This is a genomic window from Amycolatopsis sp. NPDC003865, from assembly GCF_053605345.1.
Map to the genome: position 1 here is coordinate 1 of NZ_JBSGJA010000003.1, position 26663 is coordinate 26663.

Genomic DNA, 26663 nt, shown 5'->3' on the forward strand with positions numbered 1-26663 from the left:
TCTCCCGGGTCCTGCTCGCGCAGCTGGTGCGCTACCTGCTGGGCATGCAGTACGGCCTGTCCGCCACGCTGATCAAAGCCGTCGAAGACTTCCTCGAGGGCCCGGAGATCCTGCGTGACGGCGGTGTCGAGGCGATGCAGGAGATCCGCCGCATCCGCGACGCCTACCCCGAAACCAAGCGCCACAAGGCCACCGACGTCCCCGGCATCGCCTCCAACGACATCGGCATCATCAACAGCGCGCCGCGGCCCAGCATGCAGCGCCTGGTGCTGATCAAGCGGATCCTCGACCGCGTGCTCGGCCGCAGCCGCTTCGGCCTCGGCGCGGTGCCGATCGACGAGGCGAACTGGTGGCACATCGCGCTGTTCGACACGGCGGTCGTGACGGACGCGAACCAGGAAGGCGTCCGCGTCCGGTCGTACGACAAGGTCAAGATGTTCGACCTGGCCAAGCGCGGCGCGAAGGTGGTCCAGCGGCTGCGCAAGGAAGGCGCGGCGGTGCAGGAGCAGTACAAGCGCGCCATGCCGGAGCTGACCTCGCGCGAGAACTGGAAGCGCCTGTACAAGCTCTGAGCTCCCGGTCGAAGGCCGTCTCACGCCGAGTCGTGAGGCGGCCTTCGCCGTGTCAGCCGTGCATGCCGAACACGGTGCTCTTCCGGGTGAGGTCGTCGACGTACGCGGCGGCGACGTGGGCGAAGTTGATCGCGACCGCCGAGTGGTCCTTGGTGGTGACGGTTTCGACCGCGCCGGCCTGCACGAGCTGGGCGAGTTTCCCCGCCAGCTTGCCGGATTCTTCGGTCGTCAGAGCGAACAGCAGCGGCTCCCCGCCGGTGGCGAGGTGCAGCACGAGTGCGGGTTTCGGATCGGCCATGCGTCCATCGGACCAGCGGCGATCTTGCCTGGGCAAGCGGGTTCGCTGAGGGCGGAGCCGTGGTCTACCGTGGGGCCGACGAAACGGGGGACGCAAACGATGCCGCACTCGTTCTCGCTGTCACTGGCAGCGGTGGACATCCTGCTGGAGCAGCTCGGCCTCGGCCGCGCGCCGACGCCGTTCGAGGTCCCGCACGTGGGCACGACGGTCGAGCAGCGCGCGATGATCCGCGATGCCGTCGTCCGCGACCTGAACGGCCGCGGGCTGTGGAGCCGCGGCCGCCTCGACGCGGACGCGGAGCTGGCGCTGGCGACGTTCGTCCGCGGCAGCGTGGCGATCAACGCGGCCGCCGAGCTGGGTGACCGCCACCTGTTCGCCCGCGTCGCCTCCGACGGCCAGTTCGCGGTGCTCGCCAAGCAGGAGGAGAACCTGATCGTCTTCGAGGAGGTCCGCCCGACGGGCATCGTCCCGGCGATCGTCGACCTCCTCCCGCTGACCCCGGCGGCCCCCGGCCAGTCGGTGACGATCTCCCGCCCGGCGCAGCAGCCCCGCCACCAGCGCCGCGACGACGCGTACGACCCGTTCGCGGGGGTGAGCGGCCCCCGTTCCTCGGGCGGCGGCAGCGGCGGCCCCCAGCTCCGCATGATCGAGCGGGTGTTCCAGGAGCCGAAGAAGCGCGTGGGCCAGTTCACGGCCCAGACCCGCGGAGGGACGTTCCCCCCGCTGGCCTGGTTCGACACGGACTCGGGCCGCTGGCTGATGTCGTCCCGGGCAGCGGCGGACGGCCAGCGCTGGATCACGTACGCCCCGGCCGACAACGCCCGGCTGGCCCAGCAGCTGTACGCGCAGCTCGAGGGGCAGTTCTGAGCCGCCGGGAACCGGTGGTGGGCTTCCGACGTCCAAAAGTGAAGATCGGTGAACAGCCGTTGCGCGGAGTACCCGGCTAGTAGACTTCCGGGTGCACACGCACGGGCTGAGTGATTCGGGGTGGAGCTGCGATGTTGATAGCGGACGGTGGGGGCGGCGGCTCGTTCGCGGACGTCATGAACCTCGGCGCCATCCAGGGCGTCACGGCGGAGACCCAGAAGCTGGTCGACGCCGCCAAGGGCGGCGGCTTCAAGATCACCCCGGAGGGCGTGAAGCCGATCCGTGACGCACTGACCGAGCTGGTCAACGACCTCGCGAACCTGAGCTTCGACACGATGGCGCTGGATCAGGCCCCGAAGCTCGGCAACCACCCGTACGGGCACACCGTCGCGTCGCACGACCAGAAGAGCGCTTCACAGGCCGAAGGCTCGGCCACCGAAGTCCTGGCAAAGCTCAGGCAGGTCGCCCAGCAGGCCGACGAGGCCCTCGCCAGGGCCGCGGGCTTGTACAAGGGAACCGAGAACGACGCTTTTGCCGCGCTCCAGACCAAGCAGGCCTGAGGTAATGACCAAACTTCTCCTCCGAGTCGTACTGCCGCTCGTCGCCGGCGGGGCCCTTCTGGCCGGGTGCACCAGTACCCAGGGCGGCACGGCATCACCAGCGCAGACACCCTCGGCCAGCGAATCCGGGGCGCCGGAGACCTCTTCGTCGTCGCCGGCCGGCGGTGGAACGCAGTCGATCACCGATGCCTGCTCGCTCATCCAGACGAGCGACCTCAGCAGCTACGGCGAGTTCAACCCGCCGCAGAGCCAGACGATCAGTGGCGCGCGCAGCTGTAAGTACCAGAAGAAGATCACCTCGGCGAGCGACAAGTCCATGGTGATCGGCGCCAACGTCCGCGACACCGCGTCGGTCGCGCAGGTGAACGACACGGGCGGCGGAGTCGTCGACAAGGACATCAACGGGCGGCAGGCGAAGGAGGCGCCCGGCGGCGGCTCGGTCGACGGGTGCACGCTCGCGCTGCCGGTGGGCGATTCGTCGCGGGTCGACGTCGCGGTGATCGGCGTCGGCTCGGCGGATGAGGCTTGCCAGATCGCCGAAGCGGTGGCCAAGGCCGCCGTCGAACCGCGGCTGCCGAAGGGATAGGGGAACCCAGATGACGACGCGACAGGGCCCGCCGCCGAAGACCCCGGACAAGACGCCGCAAGAAGTCCAGGACATGGCGCCCGCCGAGCGCGATGCCTACCTGCAGCAGAAGGCCGACGAGGGTGTCGACCCCGGCAACTGGCTCTTCGGGCCGCTCCAGCAGTGGATGGCCCAGCAGAAGGCCAAGAACCAGTCCCAGGAACTCGGCGACAAGAACGTCGCGGACGCCACGAAGGGCCGCGACGTCGAATACGTCCAGGGTCTGAACGCGCCGAACGCGGACTACAAGGGCACCGACCACACGCAGCTCCAGGCGTTCCTCGAGAGCAACCTCGATGTCGAGCAGGTTTCCGAGGTCTCGACGGCCTACCACAAGGTCCACCAGGTCTTCGACAAGTTCGCCACGTCGATGAACACGGCGGTCAACGCCTCCAAGGGCACGTGGGAAGGCAGCGCGGCGACCAACGCGCAGCAGTACTTCACCAGCCTCGGCAAGTGGTCCGACGCCAACTCCCAAAACGCGAAGCTCGCCTCGGAAACCATCTACGACCAGGGCCAAGCCGCCGCGACGGCCAAGAACTCCATGCCCGCCCCCATCCCCTTCTCTTGGGGCGACGAGTTCAAGTCCTGGGCGACCTCCAACCCCTTCAGCCTGCCCGACAACGTCGACAAGTCCATCCAGAAGCAAAAAGACAGCCAGGCGGCGCACGACCAGGCCGCCAGCGTCATGTCGACCTACGACAAGAACCTCTACGAAGCCGCGTCGAAGCAGCCGGCCTTCGCGCCGCCGCCCAGCTTCAGCACCGGGGGCGGTTCCGGTGATCCCAACGGCACCGGGGACAAGAACGGCATCGACAACCCCGGCCGCGTCGACATGCCGGGGGCCGGCTCGGTGAACACGCCGAGCGGCAGCAACAACTTCACCACCGGCAACATCCCCGGCAACCTCGGCGGCCCCGCCGCCCACATCTCCGGTCCCGGCTCGACGACCGGTGCCGGCCTGTTGCCGGCCGGCACCACCACGCCGTCCAGCTTCACGCCGGGCGCGGTTCCCGGTGGGTCGGCGTCGAACCCGAACCAGTCGCTCGGCGGCATGCCGCCGATGAGCCCGATGCCGATGGGCGGGATGAACTTCGGCGGGGACGAGGCCTACAACTCCAAGGTCGGCGGGGGCGCCGGCCGGGGTGCCGGCTTCGGTCCCGGCGGCTCGGGCGCCGGCAACGCCACCGGTGCGGGTGCCGCGTCGGGGGCGGCGCGGCCGGGTGGCATCGGGGCCGCCGAGGCGGCCGCCGGGCGCGGGATGGGCGGTCTCGGCTCGGGCAGCGCCGCCGGGCGCGGCGGCATGGGCGCGGGCGGCATGGGCCGCGGCCAGAAGGGCGAGGGCGACGAGGACACCGAGCACTCGCGGCCGACCTACCTCGTCGAGGGCGACCCCGACGAGGTCTTCGGAACCGACATGCGCACCGCGCCGCCCGTCATCGGCGAATAACGGACATAACGGAAACGGCCCCGGGGAACCGGGGCCGTTCTTCGTTTGCGCTGGTCGGGGAACCAGTAGCCTTCGCCTCGCGTCGGACACCGCGGAGGGCGAGCGATGACACCTGAGGAATGGCTGGCGGGCTTCGAAGCGAAGATCGCGGACGTCCAGGCGAAGGCCGAACAGTTCCGGGTTGGGCTGGAGGCCGCCGGGACGACCGTCGCCTCGCCCGACGGTTCCATTCGCGTCGGCGTCGCCCCGAACGGCTCGCTGACCGACCTCCAGCTCACCGACTCCGCGCTCGCCGGCAAGTCCGGCGCCAAGCTCGCGGAGGAGATCCTGAAGCTCGCGCGCAAGGCCCAGCGCGGCGCCGCGGTCAACGTCGCCGCCGCGTTCGCGCCGCTGGGCGGCGATTCCGAGGCGATGCACATGGTCACCGGCTACGTGCCGCCGGAGGAGCCCGAAGAGCCGCCCGCGCCCGAGCCGGTCCGGGAACGCCGGCTCTGGCAGCACGACGAGCCGGAAACCCCGGCACCCCCGCCGCCGCCGCCGGTCCGCCGTCCGCCGCGGCCGCCGCGTGACGACGATGACGACTTCGGGGACAACACGTTCATGCGCCGGGACTGAGGGGGACCATGACCACCGCGACTTCGGGTGCCGGCATCTTCGACACCTACGCCGGGCTCGTCGACTCGATCAAGTCGGACTCCGAGTCCGAAGGCGAACACGTCCTCGGCGTCGCCGTCAGCGCGGCCGGGGCGGTCGTCGACACCGTCGGCGCCGCGATCGACCCGCTCGGGGCCATCCTCAACGCCGGCGTCGGCTGGCTGCTCGAGCACGTCAGCTTCCTGCGTGAGCCGCTCGACGCGCTCCTGGGCAACCCCGACGAGATCAACGCGAACGTCGATCAGCTCAAGTCCGCCGCGGCCGAGATGCACACCCTCGCCCAGGAGCACCGCGACGACCTCCGCAGCGTCGCCGAGTGGACCGGCCAGGGCGCCGACGCCTACCGCGACAGCCTCACGAAGATGGCCGAGGAGCTGGAGTCGCTCGGCAAGACGCTCGACGGGACCGCGGCCGTCGCGGGGATCTCCGGCATGCTCGTCTGCACGCTGCGCGGCATCGTCTTCGGGCTGATCTCGTCGGTGATCGCCGAGCTCATCCGCGACGCGCTGATCGCGGCGGCCTCGGCGGTGGTCACGTTCGGCGGTTCGATCGCGGCGTTCTGCGGGGTCGCGTCGGCCCGCGCCGCGGCGACCGCGTCGAAGATCGCCGGCAAGATCAGCAAGCTCCTGGAGGGCTTCGCGCGGCAGGGCGGCCGGCTGGCCAAGCTGATGGAGGCGATGGAGAAGCTGACGAAGGGCCTCGACCGGTTCTCCACGGTCGGCGGCCTCGCGATGGGCGCGTACCAGGCCGCGAAGCCGTACGAGACGGAGGCGTGACATGGCTACTCACCACACGAGTACGCCGCACCACACCAGCACGCCCCACCACGTCGACACGTCGCCGACGCACCACGAGACGCCGAACCCGCACCCCACCGAACCGCGCCCGGCCCACGAGTCCCACGCGCCGGCGAGCGGTCACGGCGGCGGGTACGGGGTCCACACGGACTCGCTCGGCACGATGGAGGGCCACCTCGGCCGCACGAAGGACAAGGTCCACGCGGTCGGCCAGACCGTGGCCGGGGCGAACTTCGGCGCGAAGTCGATGGGCGTGGTGGGCGCGGGCATGACCGGCACGCTCAACACGACGGTCTCCGCGGCCAAGGAGCACGTGGCCCGGGCGGGCAAAGCGGTCGAGGACGCGGGAGCGCGCACGAAGGCGGTCCGCGAGCACTACCAGACGACGGAGGCGAACAGCGCGGCCGCGATCGCGGCCGCGGGCAAGCCGGTCGACGCGCCACCGACAAAGACCGCGGGCGGCAGCGGCAACCCACCCCCACCAGGCTCGAACCCGCCACCGACGCGCCCGCCGGACGACGGCGGCGGCATGCACAACAACCAGGGCCACCACGCGAGCGACGACGAGCTGCGAGGCCAGTACACGCGCGAGTCGATGCAAACGCGCCCGACATCGACGGACAACCAGATCCGCGACGCGGCGAGCAGGCTGGGCTACGACCCGGACCAGCACCTGGCGATGACCTTGAAGCCAACGGCGGACCTGACCCCGGCCCAGCGAGCGGAGATCGTGGCGGTCCGCAACGAGCTGAAGGCCAACCCGGGCGAGATCATGACGAAGGTGGTCAAGCCGGAAATGGGCGAAGCGACGCTGCAGAACAAGACCAGCTACGTGGAGCTGAGCAGCGGCGACACCAAGAGGTTTGATCCGGGGCAGGTCGGCGGCTCCGTCGCGCGCGGGAGCGACACCGCTCAGTACGGAACCCCGGGCGAATTCCGCGACAAGCTCGCGCTCGACGACAAGGGCGCCGGGTGGACACCGATCGAAGACGGCGCGCCGCACGCCTATCAGCTCAGGTACCCCGGCGACGCGAAGTCGATGGAGACCAGCTTCGGCGGAACGGACGCCAGGACCGCGCATGAGATGCAAGTGCTGTCCGGCCAGTCGGCGCCGCGTCCGTGGGACCCGCCTTTCCTCGGCACGGGTTACACCGGCGGCGGGGTGCCGGAGTGGATCCAGACGCGAGCGGACTACCGTGGCCGGGCCGAGATGTACCTCGTCCACGCGGACGGGACGGAGTCCTTGGCCGGGGTGTACCTCCCGAGCCGGGGTTGGTTCGACGTACGTGGCCGAGGAGGCTCCAGTGCCGCAACTCCGTAGGATTTCTCCCGTCGATTACGCGGTGTTCGAGGGCGAGGTCCACCCCGCTGCCGAGCGGGTGCCGGCCGACGTGCAGCTTTACCGGGATGGAACGCCGTGGCGGCTGGTCCCGATCGCCGATCTCGACGAGTGGTACACCGTTCGCACCTACGGCACCTTTCTCGGCCACGAGTTCGAGATCTACAACGAAGAAGACGGCACGTACTTCATCGGAGTGATCGGGCGGGGCGACGGGCACTGGCTCGCCGAGACCTGGGCCAAACCGGAGGAGCACCCAGAGGTGAGCTTCCAGCGGATGGACCAGTTCACCTTCGAGGCAACGGTGCCGAAGGACATGGTCACCGACCTGCGTGAAGAGCGCACCGATCACCTCAAGACCGAAGGAAACCGATGAGTCCTGACGCGCCCGCCGGTCTCCTCGGCAGCACGGTCGTCCAGCTGCCGGTCAAACCCGGCCTGGCCGGCCTCTACCTGGGCAACGTGATCGTCCCCGGCCGCTTCGAACCGCACCGGATCCAGGGGTTCGCCGGTCGCGCCGAGGACGTCGTCGAACTCGACACCGCCGCGATGATCCGCAACTACGGCCTGGGGAAGATCCCCGGCTGGGGCCCGCTCGACGAGCTCTACCTCCTCCGGTTCACCGCCGGACACACGTTCCCGTTCCGCACCTCCTACGGCTCGACCGACCGCGAAATCGCGAACGAGCTGGGAACAGCCCGCGTCTACCCGCCGCCGTACCTCGGGACCGGGTACTTCCCCGGTGTCGACCACCCGCTGCCCGAATACGTCCTGCAGCTCGTCGAAATCCCCGCCGGCGCCGAACTGCTCGTGCGCCGGGCCGACAACTCCGAAGAGCGGCTCGCGCAGTACCACAGCCGGAAAGTCGGGTGGATCCCCGACCAGAAGGACGTTTTCGGCGAGGCCGCCTTCTTCCCGCCGCCCGTGCCGCTGCCGCCGCTCGTCCGCCGGGGCTACGCCGCCCGGTACCGCGGGGGTGACTTCGACGCCGAGTTCGCCGGGCCCGCGCGGGTCGTCCTGCACCCGCTTCCCGGCGCCCCCGCGCCGGCCGACTTCGGGGAGACCTACGGCTTCCGGATGCGGGTCGTCGACCAGGTCGAACTCGACGAACTCACCTTCGTGCGGACGCTGTGCCGGTGGCGCGGCGGCACCTTCGAGCTCCTCGGCCGGACGCGCGACACCGCCGACCTGCACCTGGCCGACGAGGACTACCTCACCGCGCGCGACCTCGGACTGTCCGAAGTGGACTACCGGGTGTGGCGGAAGACCGTGCCGGCCGACGAGCTCACCGACGTCCGGACGGAGTCCGTGCCGGTGCCGCTCGAAGGGCAGTTTCAGTAGCGGTAGAACTTCTCCGCGCGGCCCTGGCGGACCAGCTTCAGCCACTGCAGGAACGCCTTCGGGTCGCGCTTGACGCCCACGAAGTACAGCCCGAACCGGAGGATCTCCAGCGCGCCGATCTTGCGCATCCCGGGCTGGGACAGCAGGTAGCCGCGGTTGCGGTAGGTGTAGTACCGCTTGACCTCGTTCTCCGGGTCCTGCGCGTGGAACTTGCCGCCCAGCATCGGCTTGAACTCGTCCGAACCGTCCGGGTGCAGGTACTTCGTCTTCAGCGACGTGCCGAACGGCAGGCCCGACCGCGCCAGGCGGCGGTGCAGCTCGACCTCGTCGCCGCGGAAGAACAGGCGCAGGTCCGGCACGCCCACGACGTCCAAAGTGGACGCGCGGAAGAGCGCGCCGTTCATCAGGGACGCGATGCCGGGCAGGAAGTCCACGCCCAGCTCGGACTGCGAGCGCTTCCACGTCAGGCCGCGGCGCAGCGGGAACGCCAGCTTCTCCGGGGCGTCGATGTTGGACACCACCGGCGAAATCTCCGCCAGGCCCCGCTTTTCCGCTTCCTCCAGCAGGATCGCCAGCACGTTCTCGTCGGCCGGGCGGCCGTCGTCGTCGGCCAGCCAGACCCAGTCCGCGCCCAGCGACAGCGCGTGCAGCATGCCCAGCGCGAACCCGCCCGCCCCGCCGAGGTTGCGGTGCGACGGCAGGTACGTGTGCGGCAGCGGGTAGTTCTCGACGACTTCGCGGGCCGAGTCGTCCGGCCCGTTGTCGACCACGACGAGGTGGTCGACCGGCCGGGTCTGGGCCGCGATGATCTTCAGCGAGTCCGCGAGCAGCTCGCGCCGGTGCCGCGTGACGACCACGCCGACGACCGCGCCGTCGGGCAGCTGCCGGGTCTCGCTGGTCATCATTCCCCGCCGTTCGTCGTCGCCACCGGTTCGATGCCCAGGCGCTGCAGCGTTTCCTTGCTCATGTCCTGGAACGGGTCGCGGCCCTTGTAGCCGGTGAGGACGTCCCGCAGCGAGCCCTGCTGCTTGATGTGGCCTTCGTCCATCCACAGCGCCGAGTCGCACAGCTCGAACAGGAACTCGTCGGCGTGGCTGGCGAACACCAGGATGCCCGAGCGCTTGACCAGGTCCTTGAGCCGGTCGCGCGCCTTGTTGAGGAACGCCGCGTCGACCGCGCCGATGCCCTCGTCGAGGATCAGGATCTCGGGGTCGATCGAGGTGACGACGCCGAGCGCGAGCCGCACGCGCATGCCCGTCGAGTACGTCCGCAGCGGCATCTGCAGGTAGTCGCCGAGCTCGGTGAACTCGGCGATGTCGTCGACCCGCTTCTCCATCTCCTTGGCGCTCATGCCGAGGAAGAGGCCGCGGATGATGATGTTCTCCTCGCCGGAGATCTCCGGGTCCATGCCGATGCCGAGGTCGAAGACCGGCGCGATCTTCCCCTGGATCCGCGAGGAACCCCGGGTCGGCTCGTAGATGCCGGCGAGCAGCCGCAGCAGCGTGGACTTGCCCGCGCCGTTGTGCCCGACGAGCCCGACCCGGTCGCCTTCGCGGAGGTTGAGGGTCACGTCGTGCAGGGCTTCGATGATCGGCACCTTGGTGTCGGTGCCGATCTTGCCGCCGACCTTGCCGAGGACCCGCTTCTTCATCGACCGGGTCTTCGCGTCGAAGATCGGGAAGTCGACGAAGGCGTTCTGGACGTCAATGCTGACCATGTTGTGTCACACCCAGTAGGAGACGCGGGCACGGTAGTTGCGCATCGCGACGAGCGCGAGCGCCCAGCCGACGATGGTGATGGAGCCGACCACGATCCAGTTGCCGGGCGTGAACGACTGCCCGATCAGCGGCGCCCGGACCACCTGCATGAAGTGGTACAGCGGGTTCAGCTGGATGATCGGCAGCACCCACGAGATGCCCGAGCGGGTCCCGCCGGAGAGCAGCTGGTCGACCGGCCAGACGATCGGCGTGCCGTAGAACAGCAGCTGGATCAGCGAGTTGATGACCTGCGGGATGTCGCGGAAGCGGGTCGAGATGATGCCCAGCAGCAGCGTCACCCAGCCGGCGTTCAGCGCCAGCAGGAAGAAGCCGGGGATGGCCAGGAAGATGTTCCAGCTGAGACCCGGGTGGCAGAACAGGTTGGCCTGGCAGACGCCGTGCGGGTCGCCCAGCGAGTACGGGTTGTCCAGCGCGGTGAAGAAGATCGCCAGGATCGCCACGTAGACGATCATGTTGTGCGCCAGCAGCAGCGACTGCCGCCACACCGTGCGCAGCATGTACACGCTCAGCGGCGCCGGGAGCTGCTTGATCAGCCCCTCGTTGGAGATGAACGTCTCCATGCCCTCGGCGAGGCAGCCGCTGATGAAGCCCCACAGGATGAAACCCGTGGACAGGTAGGGCAGGAACACCTGGATCGGCGAGTTGAACAGCTGTGAGTACAGCAGCCCGAGCCCGAGCGCGATGACGGCCTGGCTGATGGTGATCCAGAAGGGCCCGATCACCGAGCGGCGGTAGCGCTGCTTGATGTCCTGCCAGCCGAGGTGACCCCACAGCTCGCGGGCGCGGAAACCGGCCTTGATGTCGGCGAAGGCGCGCGCGAACGTCTTGCTGTCCGACGTCGGCGGCGCCGACGCGGCAACGGGGGAGTTCGCGGCCTGAACCGTGCTGGTGGCATGCACGTGGACGAGGGTACCGATGAGGTGAGCGGCGGCCGGGCCACCCCGCCCCTGTGGTAGACGTCAGGCCCCGCTACGCGGCGGGGTGTGTCCAGCGTGCTGGTACTTTCTCGGCTTATGACTGCTGCTCTCGGCGCGGCGAGCTTGATGGTCAACCTGCTCGCGGCGTACGCCGACCGGCCCGACCCCCGCTCGGTGGCCGTCGTCGGAAACCAGCCGCTCCCGCCCGACCCCCAGCGGGCGAAGGCGATCGACGCGTGCGACCTGGTGATCCGCGTCAACGGCTTCGTCGTCGACAAACCGGGTGAGGAGATCGTCGGCTCGCGGACGCACGTCGTGGTGTTCAACCGGGCGATCCGGGCCACGCCGTACGTCTTCCAGGACTACCGCAAGCGGCTCTACCTGCTGGTCGAGCCCGGCCGGATGCACTGGGAGCCGGAGGACCTGCCGGGCTGGTGGCCCGCCGACCTCGGCGCGGTCCCGGTGTCGAACCGCGAGGTCGTGCTGCCGCTGTCGGACGCGCTGGGCCTGCCGACCCGCGACGAGCCGACGTGGTCGACCACCGGCACGCTGGCCGCCTGGATCGCCCGGACGTCGTTCCCAACCGCGCAGCTCGTGCTCACCGGGTTCTCCTTCATCGACAACCCGGACCAGACCTCGTGGGAGCACGCCGCCGGCGACTCCTGCATCGTCGGCCCGGAGCACCAGATCGCCGCCGAGGGGCGGCTGCTGGACTCCTGGACCAAGACCGGCGACACCACCCTCCTGCGCTAGACGCGCGTCCCCACCCACGCAAAGGACCACCCATGGCAGTGCAGAAGCTCGGCAGAGGCCTGATCGACCGGATCGCCCGGCTCATCGACTTCCGGGTCGACGACCGCACCCGCGGCCTGGCCGAGCGCGTCAACAACCTGGAGCACGCCACCGCCGACCACCGGCGCCGGCTGGACAACGCCGAGCACAGCCTCGAGCAGGCCCGCGGCGACCTGCGCTGGACGCGCGCGGAGCTGGACCGGCTGATCCCGCACGTGGCCGCGCAGGAAGGCCGCCTGGAGACGCTGCGCGAGTCGATGTCGCTGGTGCCGAAGGCCGATTCGGCGGAGATGGCCGAGGCCCGCACGCTGATCGAGGAGATCCAGCGCCAGCACGCCCAGATCCGCGTCCGGCTGGCGGGCATCTCCCGCTACGAGGACCGGCTGCGCCGCCTCGAGGACCGGGTCGAAGAGCCCGTCAGCCAGTAGCTTGCGCGCCAGGGAAGCCACCGAAGCGGACGCCGAGCTGCTGCTGGGCTGGCGCAACGACCCGAGGACCCGGCAGTCGTCGCGCTCGACGGCGGAGGTCGCCCTGGACGAGCACCTCGCGTGGCTGCGCGGGGTGCTCGCGGACCCCGGCCGGCTGCTGCTCGTCGTGGACCACGACGACGCCCCGGCCGGCACCGTCCGGTTCGACCGCCGTGACGGTGACGGCTGGGAGGTCAGCATCACCCTCGCGCCGGAGCAGCGCGGCCGCGGGCTCTCCGGCGCCGTGCTCGCCGAGGGGGAACGGGCGGCCAGGGAGCGCCTCGGCGTCCGGGTCGTGCTGGCCGCCGTGCACCAGGAAAACACCGCTTCGGCGAAGCTCTTCGAACGCGCCGGCTACGTCGAAGCCGCGCCTGCCGTCAGCGGCTTCCGGCAGCTGCGCAAGACTCTGAGCTGACCCGCAGTCCACCCCGGGGAGGCACCATGCACGACATCCGGTTCGGCGCGCACACGATCGGCCCCGGCCACGCGCCGTTCGTCATCGCCGAGATGTCCGGCAACCACAACGGCGACCTCGACCGCGCGCTGTCGATCATCGACGCCATCGCGGAGACCGGCGCGCAGGCGGTCAAGCTGCAGACCTACCGCCCCGACACGATCACCATCGACGTCGACACCCCAGCGTTCCGGATCGGCGCCTCGCATGAGCTGTGGGGCGGGGAAAACCTGTACAAACTGTACGAAAAGGCGCACACGCCCTGGGAGTGGCACGCGCCGCTCTTCGAACGCGCTCGCGCTCGGGGTCTGGAGATCTTCTCCAGCCCCTTCGACCCGACCGCGGTCGAGCTGCTGGAGTCCCTCGGCGCGCCGGCGTACAAGATCGCGTCGTCGGAGATCGTCGACCTGCCGCTGGTCGAGCTGTGCGCTCGCACGGGCAAGCCGCTGGTCATCTCCACCGGCATGGCGAACGTCGCCGAGATCGACGCGGCCGTGCGGACCGCGCGCGAAGCGGGCAACGAGCAGCTGATCGTGCTCGGCTGCACCGCTAGCTACCCGGCGTCGCCGTCCGAGAGCAACCTGCGCGGGCTGCCGCTGCTCGCGGGGCTGACGCAGACGCTGGTGGGCCTGTCCGACCACACCCCGGGCATCGGGGCGCCGGTCGCGGCCGTCGCGCTGGGCGCGGTGGCGATCGAGAAGCACGTCACGCTCGCCCGGGCGGACGGCGGCGTCGACTCGGAGTTCTCGCTGGAGCCGGCCGAGCTGGCCGCCCTGGTCACCGAGACGCACCGGGCCTGGGAGGCGCTGGGGCAGCCGGTGCTGGGCCCGCGCGAGAGCGAGAAGGAGGGCCTGCGCCTGCGCCGGTCCCTCTACGTCGTCGAGGACGTGCGTGCCGGCGACGAGGTCACCGCGGCCAACGTCCGGTCGATCCGGCCCGCGGGCGGCCTGGCCCCGGCCGAGATCACCAAGGTCGTGGGGCGCACCTTCCGCGTCGACGCCGCGAAGGGTACGCCCCTGACCTGGGACCTGATCTAGAAGAACGCGCGCACGGCGTCGACCACGCGGTCGACGTCGGCGTCCGTCAGCGACGGGAACAGCGGCAGCGACAGCTCCTGCTCGTAGTACGCCTCGGCGTTCGGGCAGAGGCCGCGCCGGTAGCCGAGGTCCTCGAACACCGGGTGCCAGTAGGCCGGGATGTAGTTGACCTGGACGCCGATGCCGACGCCGCGCAGGTGCTCGAACAGCGCCTTCCGGCGGCCTTCGAGGACCCGCAGCGGGTAGAGGTGCCACACGGGGTCGGCGCCCGGGCGGCTCGGCGGCGTCGCCACGCCGTCGACGTCGGCCAGCGCCGCGTTGTAGCGGGCGTGGATCTCGGCGCGGCGCTTCTTGAACTCCGCGAGCCGGGTGAGCTGGCTGGACCCCAGCGCGCAGAGGACGTCCGGCAGGCGGTAGTTCAGGCCGAACTCGTGCACTTCCTGGTGCCAGCCGCCCTCGTCCGGGTAGCGCTGCTCGGCGCGGTCGCGGACCAGGCCGTGGTTGCGGAACTTGCGCGCCCGGTCGAGCAGGCCCGCGTCCGGGGTGACGACGGCGCCGCCTTCGGCCGTCGTGAGGTTCTTCGTCGGGAAGAACGAGAACGTCGTCAGGTCGGCGATCGAGCCCACCGGACGGCCCTGCCACGAGCCGCCGACGGAGTGCGCCGCGTCCTCGAGGAGCAGCGCGCCCGCGTCGTGGGCGACCTTGGCGAGTGCGTCCAGTTCGGCCGGGTGGCCCGCGTAGTCGACGGCGGCGACGACCTTCGTGCGGTCGGTCACCGCGGCGGCCGCTGCGTCGACGGCCAGGTTGCCGGTGTCGGGTTCGACGTCGGCGAAGACCACCTTCGCGCCGTGCAGGGCGGCGGTCGCGGCGGTGGCGACGAACGTCATCGGCGACGCGACGACCTCGTCACCCGCCTTGATCCCGGCCGCCGCGTAGGCGACGTGCAGCGCCGCCGTGCCCGAGGTGACGGCGACCGCGGGCGTCCCGGCGGTGTGCGCCGCGAGGTCCGTCTCGAACTGCTGGACCGCGGGTCCGGTGGTCAGCCAGTCGCCGCGCAGCACGTCGACGACGGCCTGGATGTCCTCGTCGCTGATGGACTGGCGCCCGTAGGGGAGGAAGTCAGGCATGCTGCTCGACCAGTTCGCGCAGCTCCTCGCCGTTCAGCCAGAGGTCGTTGGTGTCCGAGCGGTAGGCGAAGCCCTCCGGCATCGGCGTGCCGTCCGCCGGCGGCTGGAAGCCCCAGCCCGCGAGGTGCGGCTGCACGACGTAGCGGTCCTTGAGCTGGACCGTCCGGCGCGCGTCGTCCGGCGCGATCATCTCCTCGTGCAGCTTCTCGCCCGGGCGGATGCCGACCTCGTGCATCTCGCTGCCCGGCGCGATCGCCTGGGCGAGGTCGACCAGCCGCATGCTCGGGATCCGCGGCACGTACAGCTCGCCGCCGTGCATCTGGTCGAACGAGTCGACGACGAACCGCACGGCCTGGGGGAGCGTGATCCAGAACCGGGTCATGTCCTTGTGCGTGATCGGCAGCGACTCGCCCTGCTCGGCCAGCTTGCGGAAGAACGGGATCACACTGCCGCGCGAGCCCATCACGTTGCCGTAGCGGACCACGGAGAACCGCGTCACGTGCGCGGCCGCGTAGTGGTTGCCGCTGATGAACATCCGGTCGGCGCAGAGCTTGGTGGCGCCGTAGAGGTTGATCGGGCTGGACGCCTTGTCCGTCGACAGCGCGACGACCTTCTTGACGCCGGTGTCGATCGCGGCCTCGATCACGTTCTGCGAGCCGACGACGTTGGTCTGGACGAATTCGAACGGGTTGTACTCGCCGGTGTCGACCTGCTTGAGCGCGGCGGCGTGCACGACGTAGTCGACGCCGTGCATGGCGCGCTCGAGCCGGCGCCGGTCGCGGATGTCGCCGATGAACCAGCGCAGGCGCGGGTCGTCGTTGAACAGCTGCCGGGCTTCGTACTGCTTCAGCTCGTCGCGGGAGAGCACGACCAGCCGGCTCGGGTTCAGCTCGGCGAGCGCGTGCGCGATGAACGCCTTGCCGAAGGAACCGGTCCCGCCGGTGAGCAGGATGCTGGAGCCATCCAGCTCGGACATCGTTGACCTCCGCGTTTCGGTGACTGTGGCCGTCGGCCATCATGTCACCCATGCGTGGAGCGCCCGTGGTCAACGCCGTCATCCAGGCCCGGTCGTCGTCGACCCGGCTGCCCGGCAAGGTGCTGCGCCCGCTCGGCGGCCGCAGCGTGCTGGGCTGGGTGGTCCGGGCCGCGATGGCCGCCCCCGGGGTCGACCAGGTGGTGGTCGCGACCTCTTCGGACGCTTCGGACGACGACGTCGCTTCGGAAGCCGCCCGCTGCGGGGCTTTCGTGGTTCGCGGCCCGCTCGACGACGTCCTGGAGCGGTTCGCGGTGGCGGTGCGCGAGTACCCCGCCGACGCCGTGATCAGGCTCACCGCCGACTGCCCGCTGCTCGACCCGGCGCTGATCGGCCAGCTCGCGGCGCTGTGGCGGGCCCAGCCGTCGCTGGACTACGTGAGCACGACGCTCGTCCGGACGCTGCCGCGCGGTTTCGACGCCGAGCTGGTGCGCGCCGACGTGCTCCTCGAGCAGGTTTCGTCCGCGACCGGGGCGGACCGCGAGCACGTGACCTCGGGGATCTACTCGCAGCCGTCGCGCTATTCGTGCAGCGGCGTCGTCGTGAGCCCCGCCGCCGACGACCTGCGCGTGACGCTCGACACGGCCGAGGACTGGGAGCTGCTGTCCGCTCTGGTGACCGAACTCGGGGACGGCGTCGGCGACTGGCGCGCGGTCGTCGGGCTGCTGCGGTCGCGGCCGGACCTGGTGGCGCTGAACGCGCACGTCGAGCAGAAGAAGGTCGGTTCGTGAGGTTGCTGCTGCGCGCGGACGCCTCGGCGTCGATCGGCGCGGGGCACGTCGCGCGGATGGTCGCCTACGCCGAGCGGGCGGTGGCGCGGGGCTGGTCCGTCGCGTTCTCCGGCGAGGTCGGGAACGCGGAGTGGCTCGCTTCGCGGTTCGACGAACTGGGCGTCAAGCGCGTCGCCTTCGACGCTTCGGGATTCGACGCGGTAGTCGTCGACCACTACGGCCTCGGGGACCTGCGGGCCGAGGTCAACGCTTTGGGCGCGCTGCTCGTCTCGGTCGAGGACGACGTGTTCGGGCGGCGGCCGGCGGACATCGTCGTCGACTCGGGCTTCGCGCCTTCTCCCCGTCCTGACGACGGCTCGGACGTCCTGCTGCGGGGGATCGCGTACGCGCCGCTTCGGGACGCCGTGCGCACTGCGCGCCGGACGCCGTCGGGGCCGCCACCACACGTCACGGTGGCCCTCGGCGGCGGCGACCGGTGGGCGCCGACGGTCGGGTTGCTGCTTCGCGCGCTTCGCGACACGGAGTTGCCCTTCTCGGCGGACGTGCTGGTGCGCGGTGAACCTGCGTTGCCCGCCTTGCGGCCGGGCCAGTCGGTCCGGGTCGCGGCACCGAGCCCCGCGCTGCTGGAGCTGTTCGCGACGACGGACGTCGCGGTGAGCGCGGCCGGGGTGACGTTCGTGGAGCTGTGCTGCCTCGGTGTCCCGACGGCCGCGGTGCGGCTGGTGGACAACCAGGAGCCGGGCTACCGGGCGGCGGTGGACCTCGGTCTGGCGGCCGGTCTCGGCCCCGCGGAGTCCCTGGCGGACCGGCTGCCCGCGGTGACGGAGGTCCTGCGTTCGCTGTTGTCCGACCCGGCCCTGCGGGAGCGGTTGTCGGCGACGGCCTCGTCCACAGTGGACGGTCGAGGGGTCGACCGGGTACTGGATCGCATCGAGGACCGGATCTGTCCGCGATAGCTCCTACTGTCGGGGTATGACGATCACGCCGTTCCGCATCGACGTTCCCCAGGCCGACCTCGACGATCTTCGCGAGCGCCTGGCGAAGACGCGCTGGCCCGACCAGCCCGCCGACGCCGGCTGGCGGCTCGGGGCGCCCGTCGACTATGTCCGTGAGCTCGCCGAGTACTGGCGCACCGGCTTCGACTGGCGGGCGCAGGAGGAACGGATCAACGGCTTCCCGCAGTTCACCGCTTCGATCGACGGGACGACCGTGCACTTCCTGCACGTGGTCTCGCCGGAACCGGGCGCGACGCCGGTGCTCCTGACCCACGGCTGGCCGGGTTCGGTCGTCGAATTCCTGGACGTCATCGGGCCCCTCACGGACCCGCGCGCGTACGGCGGTGATCCTGCGGACGCGGTGACGGTGGTGGTCCCGTCGATCCCCGGCTACGGCTTCTCCGGCCCGACCCCGACACCGGACTGGGGGCCGGACCGGATCGCGCGCGCGTTCGCCACGCTGATGACGATGCTGGGCTACGAGCGCTTCGGCGCCCACGGCGGCGACTGGGGTGCGATCATCTCGCGCGAGCTGGCGGTCCAGTTCCCGGAGCGGCTGCTGGGGATCCACGTGACGATGCTGGCCTCGGCGGTGCCGCGGTCGCCGTCGGACCTGGAGGGCCTGTCCGGCGACGAACTGGAGAAGGCGCGCCGCTCGCTGGAGAAAGGCCAAGCCTTCTCCGCGTCGGGCACGGGCTACGCGATCATCCAGGCGACCAAGCCGCAAACGCTTGCGTACGGCCTGCACGACTCACCGGCAGGGCAGCTGGCCTGGATCGCGGAGAAGTTCCGGTCGTTCTCGAACACGACAGTCGACCTCATCGACCGCGACGACCTGCTGGCGGACGTGTCGATCTACTGGTTCACCGAGACGGCGAACTCGTCGGCTCGGCTCTACGCGGCACTGACGGGCGGCTGGGGAGCACCGCCGGCGTCGAACGCGGTCCCGACGGGAGTAGCGGTCTTCCCGGACGACATCGGCCTGCCGATCCGGACCTTGGCCGAGCGGACGGACAAGATCGTCCGCTGGACGGAGTTCCCGAGGGGCGGCCACTTCGCGGCGCTGGAAGAACCGGACGCGCTCATCGGCGACGTCCGGGAGTTCTTCCGCGGCCTCTAGTTGTCCACAGAGGTTGTCCACAGGCCCTCCGGTCTGTGGACAACCTCGTCAGAGGTACTGGCCCGTGCCCGAGATCCCCGGTCCGTGACCCTCGAGTCCATGCCCACCGGCCGAAGGCCCGGCCGGCAGTCCCCGACGCATCTGCTCGAGCTGGACCCGGGCCGCCATCTGCTGGGCGAACAGCGCCGTCTGGATGCCGCTGAACAACCCCTCCAGCCAGCCCACCAGCTGCGCCTGGGCGATGCGCAGTTCGGCGTCCGACGGCGTCGAGTCGTCCGTGAACGGGCGGACCAGCCGCTCCAGCTCGTCCTGGAGCTCCGGCGCCAGCGACGCCGCCAGCTCCTTCACCGACGTCTGGTGGATCTCGCGCACCCGGTTCCGGGACGCGTCGTCCAGCGGGGCCGCGCGGACCTCCTCCAGCAGCTGCTTGATCATCGTGCCGATGCGCATCACCTTCGCCGGTTCTTCGACGAGGTCCCCGACCGACTCCTGCTCCCCGTCGGAGGCGGGCAGCTTCGCCGCGCCCACCGGGGTGCCGTCCGGGCCCACGACCACCACGTGGGGTGAAGATTCCTGGCCAGCGTCACCGGCTGTGAAGTTCGGCTCGGTCATGTGCTCCATCCTGGCTTGCGTTCGCCACGCTCCGCGACACCCAGGGGGTGTCCGTCTCCGAGCGTAGCCGCAAACGGGGTTCCCGGTGGCTCTCCACCCAACCCCGGGCGCGCGACGAAACCGCACGTCCGTACGGTGTCCCCATGGCGTTCGACGTCGCTCGTATCCGTGGGCTCTTTCCCGCGCTGGGTGACGGCTGGATTCACTTCGACGGCGCCGCCGGAATGCTGGTCCCGGAACAGGTCGCTTCGGCCGTTTCCACGGCGATGCGCGCCCCGGTGTCCGGGCCGGGCGGAGCGTTTCCGGCCTCACAGCGCGCGGAAAGCATCGTGACCGCGGCCCGCCGGGCCGTGGCCGACCTGGTCGGGGCCGACCCGGCCGCCGTCGTGCTCGGGCCCAGCGCGCCGGTGATGCTGCGCCGGCTCTGCGACGCCCTCGCCGAGCGCTGGACGATCGGCGACGAAGTCGTCGTGTCGAGGCTCGACGAGCAGGCCAACCTCGCGCCGTGGCAGCGGGCCGCGAAGCGGGTCGGGGCCGTCGTGCGCTGGGGCGAGATCGACATTGAAACGTGCGAACTGCCCGCGTGGCAGTACGAGCAGCTCGTGTCGGCGCGCACCAAGGCCGTCGCCGTCACGCTCGCTTCCGGGTCCGTCGGCACCCGGCCGGACGTGCCGACGATCATCGAGTTCGCCAAGCGCGTGGGCGCGCTGGTCGTCGTCGACGCCACCTACGCCGCGCCGTTCCTGCCCCTCGACATCAACGCGCTCGGCGCCGACGTCATGGTCGTGTCCGCGCAGGCGTGGGGCGGCCCGTCGGTGGGCGCGCTCGTCTTCCGCGACCCCGATCTGATCGAACGGATCCCGTCGGTCTCGCTCGACCCGATGGCGCGCGGCGCCGCCCGCCTCGAACTCGGCCCGCACGCCTATCCGCTGCTGGCCGGGCTGATCGCGTCGATCGACTACCTCGCGGGCCTCGACGACGCCGCCACCGGGTCACGCCGCGAGCGGCTGGTCACCTCGCTCGGCTCGGCGAAGTCGTACCACGCCGGCCTGCTCGCGCAGCTGTCGACGGAACTGCTGTCGCTGCGGCACATCATGGTCATCGGCAACGCCATGCGCCGCATCCCCGCGCTCGCCTTCGCCGTCGCCGGCAAGAAGGCGCCCGAAGTCGCCGAGTACCTCGCTTCGCAGGGGTTGTGCGCCTTCGCCGACGACGGGACGGCGGGCGTCTTCGCGTCGCTGGGTGTCGGAGAAGTGGGCGGCGCCGTGCGGATCGGGCTCGCCCACTACTCCAACGTCTTCGAAATCAACCAGCTCGTGCGGGTTCTCGAGGAACTGCGTTAGGACTTCGCGGCCAGCAGGACCTTTCCGAACACCGAGCCCTCTTCCAGGATGCGGTGCGCGGTCGCGGCTTCGGCCATCGGCACGACCTGACCCACGACCGGCTTGACGAGCCCGTCGGCGACCAACGGCCACAGCCGCTCGCGGACGTCGGCGACGATCGCCGCCTTCTGGTCCAGCGGCCGGAAGCGCAGGCCCGCCGCGAACACCTCGGCGCGCTTGCCGAGCAGCGCGCCGACGTTCAGCTCGCCCTTCACCCCGCCCTGCATGCCGATGATCACCAGGCGCCCGTCCTGGGCCAGCGCGTCGACGTTGCGGCCGAGGTAGGACGCGCCCATGTTGTCGAGGATGACGTTCGCGCCGCCCGTCTCCTTCTTGAGGACCTCGACGAAGTCCTCTTCCTTGTAGTTGATCGTGAGGTCGGCGCCGAGCTGGCGGCAGCTTTCCAGGCGCTCGGCCGAACCCGCGGTGACGGCGACGGTCGCGCCCAGCGCCTTGCCGACCTGGATGGCGTGCGTGCCGATCCCGCCGGCGCCGCCGTGCACCAGCAGCACCTCGCCGTCGGCGAGCTTCGCGTGCATCACGACGTTCGCCCACACCGTGCACGCCACCTCGGGCAGCCCGGCCGCGGCGATCAGGTCGACCTCGCCCGGCACCGGCAGCAGCTGCCCGGCCGGGATGACGGCCTTCTCCGCGTAGCCGCCGCCCGCGAGCAGCGCGCAGACCTCGTCGCCCACGTTCCAGCCCTCGACGCCTTCGCCGACTTCCGCGATGGTTCCGGAGCATTCGAGGCCGAGGGTTTCGCTCGCGCCCGGCGGCGGCGGGTAGTGGCCCTGGCGCTGCAGGAGGTCGGCCCGGTTCACCGCGCTGGCCGCGACGTCCACCAGCACCTCGCCGGGGCCCGGACGCGGATCCGCGACCTCCGCCCACTCGAGAACTTCCGGTTCACCTGGTTCACGGATGGTGATCGCGTACATGTGTCGACTGTATCCCGGTGGGGGAATCTCCCGCCGAATGACGCATTGACGTACCTCGCATTCGGAACAAAGGTGAGCAACCATGTCACTCTTCCGAAAGAGATTCCTCCCGCCGGTGGCCATCGCCGCCGGCGCGACGCTGGTGCTCGGCCTCACCCCGGCCGCCGCCGCGACGACGGTCCCCGACGGTCCCGCGCTGGCCAAGCAGCTGGTCAAGAAGGTCGACGTCAACGGCGTCAACCGGCACCTGATCGCGCTCCAGCGGATCGCCGACACCAACGGCGGCACCCGGGCGGCGAGCACCCCGGGCCACCAGAAGTCCGCCGAATACATCGCGACCAAGCTCGAGGCGGCCGGCTTCCAGGTGACCCGGCAGGAGTTCCCGTTCACCTACTCCGAAACCCTGGCCGAGAAGCTGACCGCCGGCGGCGCGAGCGTCCCGGTCATCGCCATGGAGTACACCGTCTCGACGCCCGTCGGCGGCATCACCGCGCCGCTCGCCGTGGTCGCGGTCGACGACACCAGCGGCTGCGAGGCCACCGACTACACCGCGGACGTCGCGGGCAAGATCGCGCTGATCAAGCGCGGCGGCTGCTCGTTCGCGCAGAAGCAGCAGACGGCCGCGGCCGCGGGGGCGGTCGGCGCCATCGTCTACAACAACACCGACGGCGCGCTCAACGGGACGCTCGGGGGCCCGGAGAACGCGAAGATCCCGACGGGCGGTGTGACGGCGGCCGCGGGGGCCCAGCTGGCCACGCTCGGCGGCCAGAACGTGACCCTGGAGCTGCGTGCCTTCCAGGAGGCGCGGACCAGCTACAACGTCATCGCCGAGACCAAGACCGGCCGCAAGGACAACGTCGTGATGCTGGGGTCGCACCTCGACAGCGTCCCGGCGGGCCCGGGCATCAACGACAACGGCACCGGCTCGGCGACCCTCCTCGAGACCGCGCTGCAGCTGGGGAGCAGCCCGAAGGTCAACAACGCCGTCCGCTTCGGCTTCTGGAGCGCGGAGGAGTTCGGCCTGATCGGCTCGACCTACTACGTCGACCAGCTGAGCTTCGAGCAGCAGCTCGACATCGCGCTGTACCTGAACTTCGACATGATCGGCTCGCCGAACGCCGGCTACTTCGCCTACGACGGCGACAACTCCGACGGCGTCGGCGCGGGCGCCGGCCCGTACGGCTCGGCGCAGATCGAGAAGACGTTCGTCGACTTCATGCAGGCCGCGCGGGGCGTGTCCCTCGAGGGCACCGACTTCACCGGCCGCTCGGACTACGGCGAGTTCATCGCCGTCGGCATCCCGGCGGGCGGCCTGGACACCGGCGCCGAGGTGCTGAAGACGCCGGCGCAGGCGGCGAAGTGGGGCGGCACGGCGGGCATCGCGTTCGACCCGTGCTACCACCAGGCCTGCGACAACCTGGGCAACATCGACCGGGTCGCGCTGGACCGCAACGCGGACGGCGTCGCCTGGGCCCTCGGCGTCTACGCGACGAGCACCGAGAGCATCAACGGCGTCCAGCCCGGCAAGGTGAAGTCGAAGTCGCTGACGGCGCAGAAGCGTTCGACCCAGCGGTCCCTCACGGCGCACGCCGCGGGTGACCCGCACGCGCTCGCTTCCTGAGAACGTGAAGAAGGGGCCGTCCCAGCCGGGACGGCCCCTTCTTCACGTCTCAGCCCAGGTTGTTCGTGCCGAACGTGTCGCAGCGGGCCGGGTCGCCGGTCTGGAAGCCGGTGGTGAACCACTTCTTGCGCTGCGCGGACGTGCCGTGGGTGAACTTCGAGCGGTCGACCTGGCCGCCGCCGAGGTTCTGCTGGATGTAGTCGTCGCCGATGCGGGACGCGGTGTCCAGCGCCGAGTTGATGTCGTCCTGCGTGACGTCGGTGATCAGCGGCTTGCCGCTTTCGGTCGGCGTCGTCGAGGCGTGGTTGCCCCAGACGCCGGCGTAGCAGTCGGCCTGCAGTTCCAAGCGCACCGAACCGGACGTCGGGCCGGTGCCGGTGCCCTTCTTCGACGTCCCGAGCAGGTTCTGGACGTGGTGGCCGTACTCGTGGGCGAGCACGTAGGCCTCGGTGAAGAGGCCGCCCTGCGCGCCGAAGCGGGACTTCAGCTCGTCGAAGAAGGAGAGGTCGATGTAGACCTCGGAGTCGGCCGGGCAGTAGAACGGCCCGGTGTCGGAAGTGGCGCTGCCGCAACCGGTGCGCACGCCGCCGTTGAAGAAGTTCGTCGGCGCCTTGCGGTAGGTCGAGCCGGAGCGGGAGAACTGCTGCGTCCAGTAGTCCTGGACGGAGTTGACGATCGCGACGATCGCGCAGTCGTGGTTCTTGTTGGCGTCCGCGCCGGTCTTGCACTCGCTCGCGAGCTTGGAGTTGTCGACCTGCTGGCCGGAGCCGACGCTGCCGAGCCCGCCGCTCAGGCCGTTCCCGCCGCCGACGCTCACGCCGCCGAGCTGGGAGAGCACGAAGTAGATGATCAGCCCGACGACGCCGAGCCCGCCGCCGCCGAGCGCAACGCGGCCGCCGATCCCGCCGCCGCCTCCACCGCTTCCGCGCAGGTCCTGGACCTCGGAGGCGTCCAGGCCGGCGTCGTCGTCGAATCTCACCCGCGAATATTAACGAGCCTGGGCCCGGCCGTCGCGCTGACGGCCGGACCCAGGCCCTGTACCGAGGTTTGTCTTTGGTCGAGCGGTTGGCCGCGTCGGGGCCGGCGTTCAGGCGCTGTCGTCACGACTGCCGAGGTCGTGACCCGATACAGGCCCGATCGACGCCGTATGCGTGAACGCACAGAAGCCCGCGCGTAGTGGGCTGTTCACAGTCGCGCCCGGCCCGTTTCTGAACCGTTCCGGTCGCGGGGACACAGCCGGCGGTCAACCGCGAGGATCACCCGCCACGCAACCACCTGACCTCTCCCGACGGGGAGCCGGGCCGGCACGTCATCGTCGCCGCGCCTTACCCTGGCCGACCATCCGCCGACAAGCAGAATGCGCCTTTTCCGGCCGAGTCTCAACCTTTTCGTAACCCCACCTTCGGGCGATGTTGCGGCGACATTTTCACCGGCACGCAGTTCGGACTCGGACCGCGCGGTCCCTTGATCAGCGTTCTAGGCTGCCTTATGAGCGAGGAGCGGCCTGTGCGTTGGTTGGACGAAGCCGAGATGGCGGCGTGGCGCTCCTACATCGTGGCGACCCTGCGGCTGCGCCAGCGCCTGCACCGCGAGCTGGCGGAGCGGCACGACGTGTCGCTGACCGACTACGAGGTGCTCGTCTGCCTGGAGATGCAGGACGGCTACCGGATGCGGATGTCGGAGCTGGCCGTGCTGATGGGATCGACGAAGAGCAGGCTCTCCCACCAGGTCGGCCGCCTCGAGGAAGCCGGCATGGTCCGCCGCGTGCGCGACCCGGAGGACAAGCGCGGCGTCATCACGGAGCTGACGGAGGAGGGCAAAGCCTTGCTGGAGAAGGCGGCCCCGACGCACGTCGAAGGGGTGCGCGAGCACCTGATCGACCTGCTGAGCCCCGAGGAACAAGCGACGATCGCCGGCGCTTTCGACCGGGTGCTGGGCCACTTGTCCGAGGTGGAGGGCTGAACCCGGGCGCGGCTACTCCGCGCCCGGGGTCCGGAGCGGTAGCGGTGGGATTCGAACCCACGGAGAGGTTGCCCCCTCGCATGTTTTCAAGACATGTTCCTTCGGCCGCTCGGACACGCTACCTCGCCCCACGAGGGTAGCCGACGAGGTTCGCGGAGCTGCCCGGGCAGGCTCCCGGCGCCGGAGCAGTCGGGCTCGCAGAGGGCGGGTGCGGCTGCTCGAAGAACCGGCGAGCAAGCGATTGGCCACCGGCAAGCCGCAGCCGCCACCAGGCTTCGGAGCCGGCGTGCCCGCCGCGAGCCCCGGCCCCCGGGAGCACCTCGGTCCGACGGCCTACGTCCAGCTGAGCGTCAACGCCGCCCCTTGCGCTCGCCCCGCCTCCGCGGCCGGCGTACGGCTGGCCGGGTCCAGCGGGTTCTCGCCGATCGCCGCCACCGAAGCCTCGTCCGGGGTGATCAGCGTGACCTCCGCGCCCGCCGTGCGCAGGTCGTCCAGCACCTCCAGCAGCGGCTTCTCCATCGGCAGCGGCGCGTCCACCCCCAACGGCGAAACCACGGTCACGCGCGTGTGGCCCGACGCGTAGTCCGCGTTCTCCGCCGACCGGACCCCGCCGTCCACATACCGCCTGCCCTCGATCGTCACCGCCGGCCAGACCCCCGGCACCGCGCAGCTCGCCGCCACCGCGTCCACCAGCGACACCCCCGACGAACGGTCGAACCGGCGGGGTTCGCCGGTCTCCGCGTCCACCGCCACGATCACCAGGCGCTGCTCCGGCCAGTCGTGCACCGGCAGGCGCGCCTCGATCACCGCGCGACGGTCCGCTTCGGACACCGTCTCGGCCGCCAGCGCGAGCTTGCCCACCGCGCGGCGGACCTCCGCCGGGGACGTCGAACCCGTGACGGCGCCGCCGAAGTCGGCCGCGAACTTCTCGAAGTCGATCTCCGCCGGGATCTCCGGGGTCTGGCGCGCCGGATCCACCTGCCGCGCGTACAGCTCGTCCAGCGCGGTACCGCTCGTCACCTGCGCCGCGACGACCGAGCCCGCCGACGTCCCGACGAGCAGGTCCGCGCCCGTCAGGTCCTGGCCGTGCTCGGCCAGCCCCGCGAGCAGCCCCGTCGTCCACGCGATCCCGGCGACCCCGCCGCCACCCAAAACCAAAGCCTGTCCGCCCATGCGGGCAGCCTAGCGACGGGGACC

The 26663-nt window shown here is 70.7% G+C and carries 29 protein-coding genes, 1 tRNA gene and 1 pseudogene; 20 read left to right on the forward strand and 11 right to left on the reverse strand.

All coding sequences use genetic code 11. The features are described from left to right. Window positions 1–572, forward strand: a pseudogene (locus ACWEVP_RS08445) (glycosyltransferase); the annotation flags it as partial. Between the two features lie 52 nt (window positions 573–624). Here ACWEVP_RS08445 and ACWEVP_RS08450 read toward each other — a convergent pair. Next, a complete protein-coding gene (locus ACWEVP_RS08450; protein WP_372667765.1) occupies window positions 625–870 on the reverse strand; it encodes a hypothetical protein in 246 nt (81 codons plus the stop codon). 99 nt (window positions 871–969) lie between these two features. Between ACWEVP_RS08450 and ACWEVP_RS08455 the strand changes: the two genes are divergently transcribed. The 9 genes from ACWEVP_RS08455 (at window position 970) to ACWEVP_RS08495 (ending at window position 8503) form a co-directional block, all read left to right on the forward strand. Then, a complete protein-coding gene (locus tag ACWEVP_RS08455) occupies window positions 970–1737 on the forward strand; it encodes an ESX secretion-associated protein EspG (protein WP_452061966.1) in 768 nt (255 codons plus the stop codon). Window positions 1738–1868: 131 nt separating this feature from the next. Then, entirely contained in the window at window positions 1869–2297 is a 429-nt protein-coding gene (locus ACWEVP_RS08460) for a hypothetical protein (RefSeq protein ID WP_452061967.1), read from the forward strand. A gap of 4 nt (window positions 2298–2301) precedes the next feature. Next, window positions 2302–2883, forward strand: coding sequence for a DUF3558 family protein (locus ACWEVP_RS08465; RefSeq protein ID WP_452061968.1), 582 nt, complete (start codon window positions 2302–2304; stop codon window positions 2881–2883). A 10-nt stretch (window positions 2884–2893) separates the two neighbouring features. Beyond that, window positions 2894–4372, forward strand: coding sequence for a hypothetical protein (locus ACWEVP_RS08470; RefSeq protein ID WP_452061969.1), 1479 nt, complete (start codon window positions 2894–2896; stop codon window positions 4370–4372). 105 nt (window positions 4373–4477) lie between these two features. Further along, entirely contained in the window at window positions 4478–4987 is a 510-nt protein-coding gene (locus tag ACWEVP_RS08475) for a YbaB/EbfC family nucleoid-associated protein (RefSeq protein ID WP_452061970.1), read from the forward strand. Between the two features lie 8 nt (window positions 4988–4995). After that, the gene (locus tag ACWEVP_RS08480) at window positions 4996–5802 is read left to right on the forward strand and encodes a WXG100 family type VII secretion target (RefSeq protein ID WP_452061971.1); all 807 of its coding nucleotides are present in this window, start codon (window positions 4996–4998) and stop codon (window positions 5800–5802) included. Window position 5803: 1 nt separating this feature from the next. Then, a complete protein-coding gene (locus ACWEVP_RS08485) occupies window positions 5804–7144 on the forward strand; it encodes a hypothetical protein (RefSeq protein WP_452061972.1) in 1341 nt (446 codons plus the stop codon). Window positions 7145–7166: 22 nt separating this feature from the next. Beyond that, window positions 7167–7538, forward strand: coding sequence for a hypothetical protein (locus tag ACWEVP_RS08490; protein ID WP_452061973.1), 372 nt, complete (start codon window positions 7167–7169; stop codon window positions 7536–7538). Beyond that, window positions 7535–8503, forward strand: coding sequence for a hypothetical protein (locus ACWEVP_RS08495; protein ID WP_452061974.1), 969 nt, complete (start codon window positions 7535–7537; stop codon window positions 8501–8503). The genes ACWEVP_RS08490 and ACWEVP_RS08495 overlap by 4 nt, the downstream gene beginning before the upstream one ends. On the opposite strand, the gene glfT1 is transcribed toward ACWEVP_RS08495, so the two are convergent. Genes glfT1 through wzm form a run of 3 tightly spaced genes read right to left on the reverse strand, consistent with a single transcriptional unit; the run spans window position 8497 to window position 11180 of the window. After that, window positions 8497–9405, reverse strand: a complete 909-nt coding sequence (gene glfT1 / locus ACWEVP_RS08500) for a galactofuranosyltransferase GlfT1 (protein WP_452061975.1) — start codon at window positions 9403–9405, stop codon at window positions 8497–8499. The genes ACWEVP_RS08495 and glfT1 overlap by 7 nt on opposite strands. After that, the gene (gene wzt, locus ACWEVP_RS08505; RefSeq protein WP_452061976.1) at window positions 9405–10220 is read right to left on the reverse strand and encodes a galactan export ABC transporter ATP-binding subunit Wzt/RfbE; all 816 of its coding nucleotides are present in this window, start codon (window positions 10218–10220) and stop codon (window positions 9405–9407) included. Before wzt ends, glfT1 begins: the two co-directional genes overlap by 1 nt. 6 nt (window positions 10221–10226) lie before the next feature. Beyond that, on the reverse strand, window positions 10227–11180 hold the full coding sequence (gene wzm / locus ACWEVP_RS08510) for a galactan export ABC transporter permease subunit Wzm/RfbD (protein ID WP_452061977.1): 954 nt from the start codon (window positions 11178–11180) through the stop codon (window positions 10227–10229). A 144-nt stretch (window positions 11181–11324) separates the two neighbouring features. On the opposite strand from wzm, the gene ACWEVP_RS08515 reads away from it, so the two are divergent. From ACWEVP_RS08515 to pseI, 4 genes are read left to right on the forward strand one after another with little or no spacing between them, the layout of a single operon-like run. Then, window positions 11325–11951, forward strand: a complete 627-nt coding sequence (locus ACWEVP_RS08515; protein ID WP_086864295.1) for a glycosyltransferase family 29 protein — start codon at window positions 11325–11327, stop codon at window positions 11949–11951. Window positions 11952–11983: 32 nt separating this feature from the next. Next, a complete protein-coding gene (locus tag ACWEVP_RS08520) occupies window positions 11984–12418 on the forward strand; it encodes a hypothetical protein (RefSeq protein ID WP_452061978.1) in 435 nt (144 codons plus the stop codon). A gap of 1 nt (window position 12419) precedes the next feature. Next, window positions 12420–12872 carry an N-acetyltransferase family protein gene (locus ACWEVP_RS08525; RefSeq protein WP_452061979.1) on the forward strand — a complete coding sequence of 151 codons (453 nt, stop codon included), beginning with the start codon at window positions 12420–12422 and terminating at the stop codon, window positions 12870–12872. Between the two features lie 26 nt (window positions 12873–12898). Beyond that, window positions 12899–13948, forward strand: coding sequence for a pseudaminic acid synthase (gene pseI, locus ACWEVP_RS08530; protein ID WP_452061980.1), 1050 nt, complete (start codon window positions 12899–12901; stop codon window positions 13946–13948). Here pseI and ACWEVP_RS08535 read toward each other — a convergent pair. Further along, on the reverse strand, window positions 13945–15075 hold the full coding sequence (locus ACWEVP_RS08535) for a DegT/DnrJ/EryC1/StrS family aminotransferase (protein ID WP_452061981.1): 1131 nt from the start codon (window positions 15073–15075) through the stop codon (window positions 13945–13947). The genes pseI and ACWEVP_RS08535 overlap by 4 nt on opposite strands. Then, window positions 15068–16051, reverse strand: coding sequence for a UDP-N-acetylglucosamine 4,6-dehydratase (inverting) (gene pseB, locus ACWEVP_RS08540; protein ID WP_086682183.1), 984 nt, complete (start codon window positions 16049–16051; stop codon window positions 15068–15070). Before pseB ends, ACWEVP_RS08535 begins: the two co-directional genes overlap by 8 nt. Window positions 16052–16092: 41 nt before the next feature. On the opposite strand from pseB, the gene ACWEVP_RS08545 reads away from it, so the two are divergent. Genes ACWEVP_RS08545 through ACWEVP_RS08555 form a run of 3 tightly spaced genes read left to right on the forward strand, consistent with a single transcriptional unit; the run spans window position 16093 to window position 18954 of the window. After that, entirely contained in the window at window positions 16093–16839 is a 747-nt protein-coding gene (locus ACWEVP_RS08545) for a cytidylyltransferase domain-containing protein (protein WP_452061982.1), read from the forward strand. Then, a complete protein-coding gene (locus ACWEVP_RS08550) occupies window positions 16836–17795 on the forward strand; it encodes a PseG/SpsG family protein (protein WP_452061983.1) in 960 nt (319 codons plus the stop codon). Before ACWEVP_RS08545 ends, ACWEVP_RS08550 begins: the two co-directional genes overlap by 4 nt. Before the next feature lie 16 nt (window positions 17796–17811). After that, on the forward strand, window positions 17812–18954 hold the full coding sequence (locus ACWEVP_RS08555) for an epoxide hydrolase family protein (protein WP_452061984.1): 1143 nt from the start codon (window positions 17812–17814) through the stop codon (window positions 18952–18954). A 48-nt stretch (window positions 18955–19002) separates the two neighbouring features. On the opposite strand, the gene ACWEVP_RS08560 is transcribed toward ACWEVP_RS08555, so the two are convergent. Further along, on the reverse strand, window positions 19003–19575 hold the full coding sequence (locus ACWEVP_RS08560) for a bacterial proteasome activator family protein (protein ID WP_452061985.1): 573 nt from the start codon (window positions 19573–19575) through the stop codon (window positions 19003–19005). 134 nt (window positions 19576–19709) lie between these two features. Here ACWEVP_RS08560 and ACWEVP_RS08565 point away from each other — a divergent pair, with 134 nt between their 5' ends. After that, window positions 19710–20909 carry a cysteine desulfurase-like protein gene (locus ACWEVP_RS08565; RefSeq protein WP_452061986.1) on the forward strand — a complete coding sequence of 400 codons (1200 nt, stop codon included), beginning with the start codon at window positions 19710–19712 and terminating at the stop codon, window positions 20907–20909. On the opposite strand, the gene ACWEVP_RS08570 is transcribed toward ACWEVP_RS08565, so the two are convergent. Continuing rightward, window positions 20906–21883: an NAD(P)H-quinone oxidoreductase gene (locus ACWEVP_RS08570; protein WP_452061987.1), complete on the reverse strand. Its 978-nt coding sequence runs from the start codon at window positions 21881–21883 to the stop codon at window positions 20906–20908. The two genes, ACWEVP_RS08565 and ACWEVP_RS08570, sit on opposite strands and share 4 nt — an antisense overlap. An 82-nt stretch (window positions 21884–21965) precedes the next feature. Here ACWEVP_RS08570 and ACWEVP_RS08575 point away from each other — a divergent pair, with 82 nt between their 5' ends. Continuing rightward, window positions 21966–23504, forward strand: a complete 1539-nt coding sequence (locus tag ACWEVP_RS08575) for a M28 family metallopeptidase (protein ID WP_452061988.1) — start codon at window positions 21966–21968, stop codon at window positions 23502–23504. A 49-nt stretch (window positions 23505–23553) separates the two neighbouring features. Here ACWEVP_RS08575 and ypfJ read toward each other — a convergent pair whose 3' ends face one another. Continuing rightward, window positions 23554–24483: a KPN_02809 family neutral zinc metallopeptidase gene (gene ypfJ, locus ACWEVP_RS08580; protein ID WP_452061989.1), complete on the reverse strand. Its 930-nt coding sequence runs from the start codon at window positions 24481–24483 to the stop codon at window positions 23554–23556. A gap of 509 nt (window positions 24484–24992) precedes the next feature. Between ypfJ and ACWEVP_RS08585 the strand changes: the two genes are divergently transcribed. Further along, complete coding sequence (locus ACWEVP_RS08585; protein WP_452061990.1) at window positions 24993–25466, forward strand: MarR family winged helix-turn-helix transcriptional regulator; 474 nt, start codon at window positions 24993–24995, stop codon at window positions 25464–25466. A 36-nt stretch (window positions 25467–25502) separates the two neighbouring features. Here ACWEVP_RS08585 and ACWEVP_RS08590 read toward each other — a convergent pair. Both ACWEVP_RS08590 and ACWEVP_RS08595 read right to left on the reverse strand, forming a co-directional pair. Beyond that, a tRNA-Ser gene (locus tag ACWEVP_RS08590) sits at window positions 25503–25589 on the reverse strand. A gap of 210 nt (window positions 25590–25799) precedes the next feature. Then, window positions 25800–26639, reverse strand: a complete 840-nt coding sequence (locus ACWEVP_RS08595; RefSeq protein ID WP_452061991.1) for a patatin-like phospholipase family protein — start codon at window positions 26637–26639, stop codon at window positions 25800–25802. Between the last annotated feature and the right edge of the window lie 24 nt (window positions 26640–26663).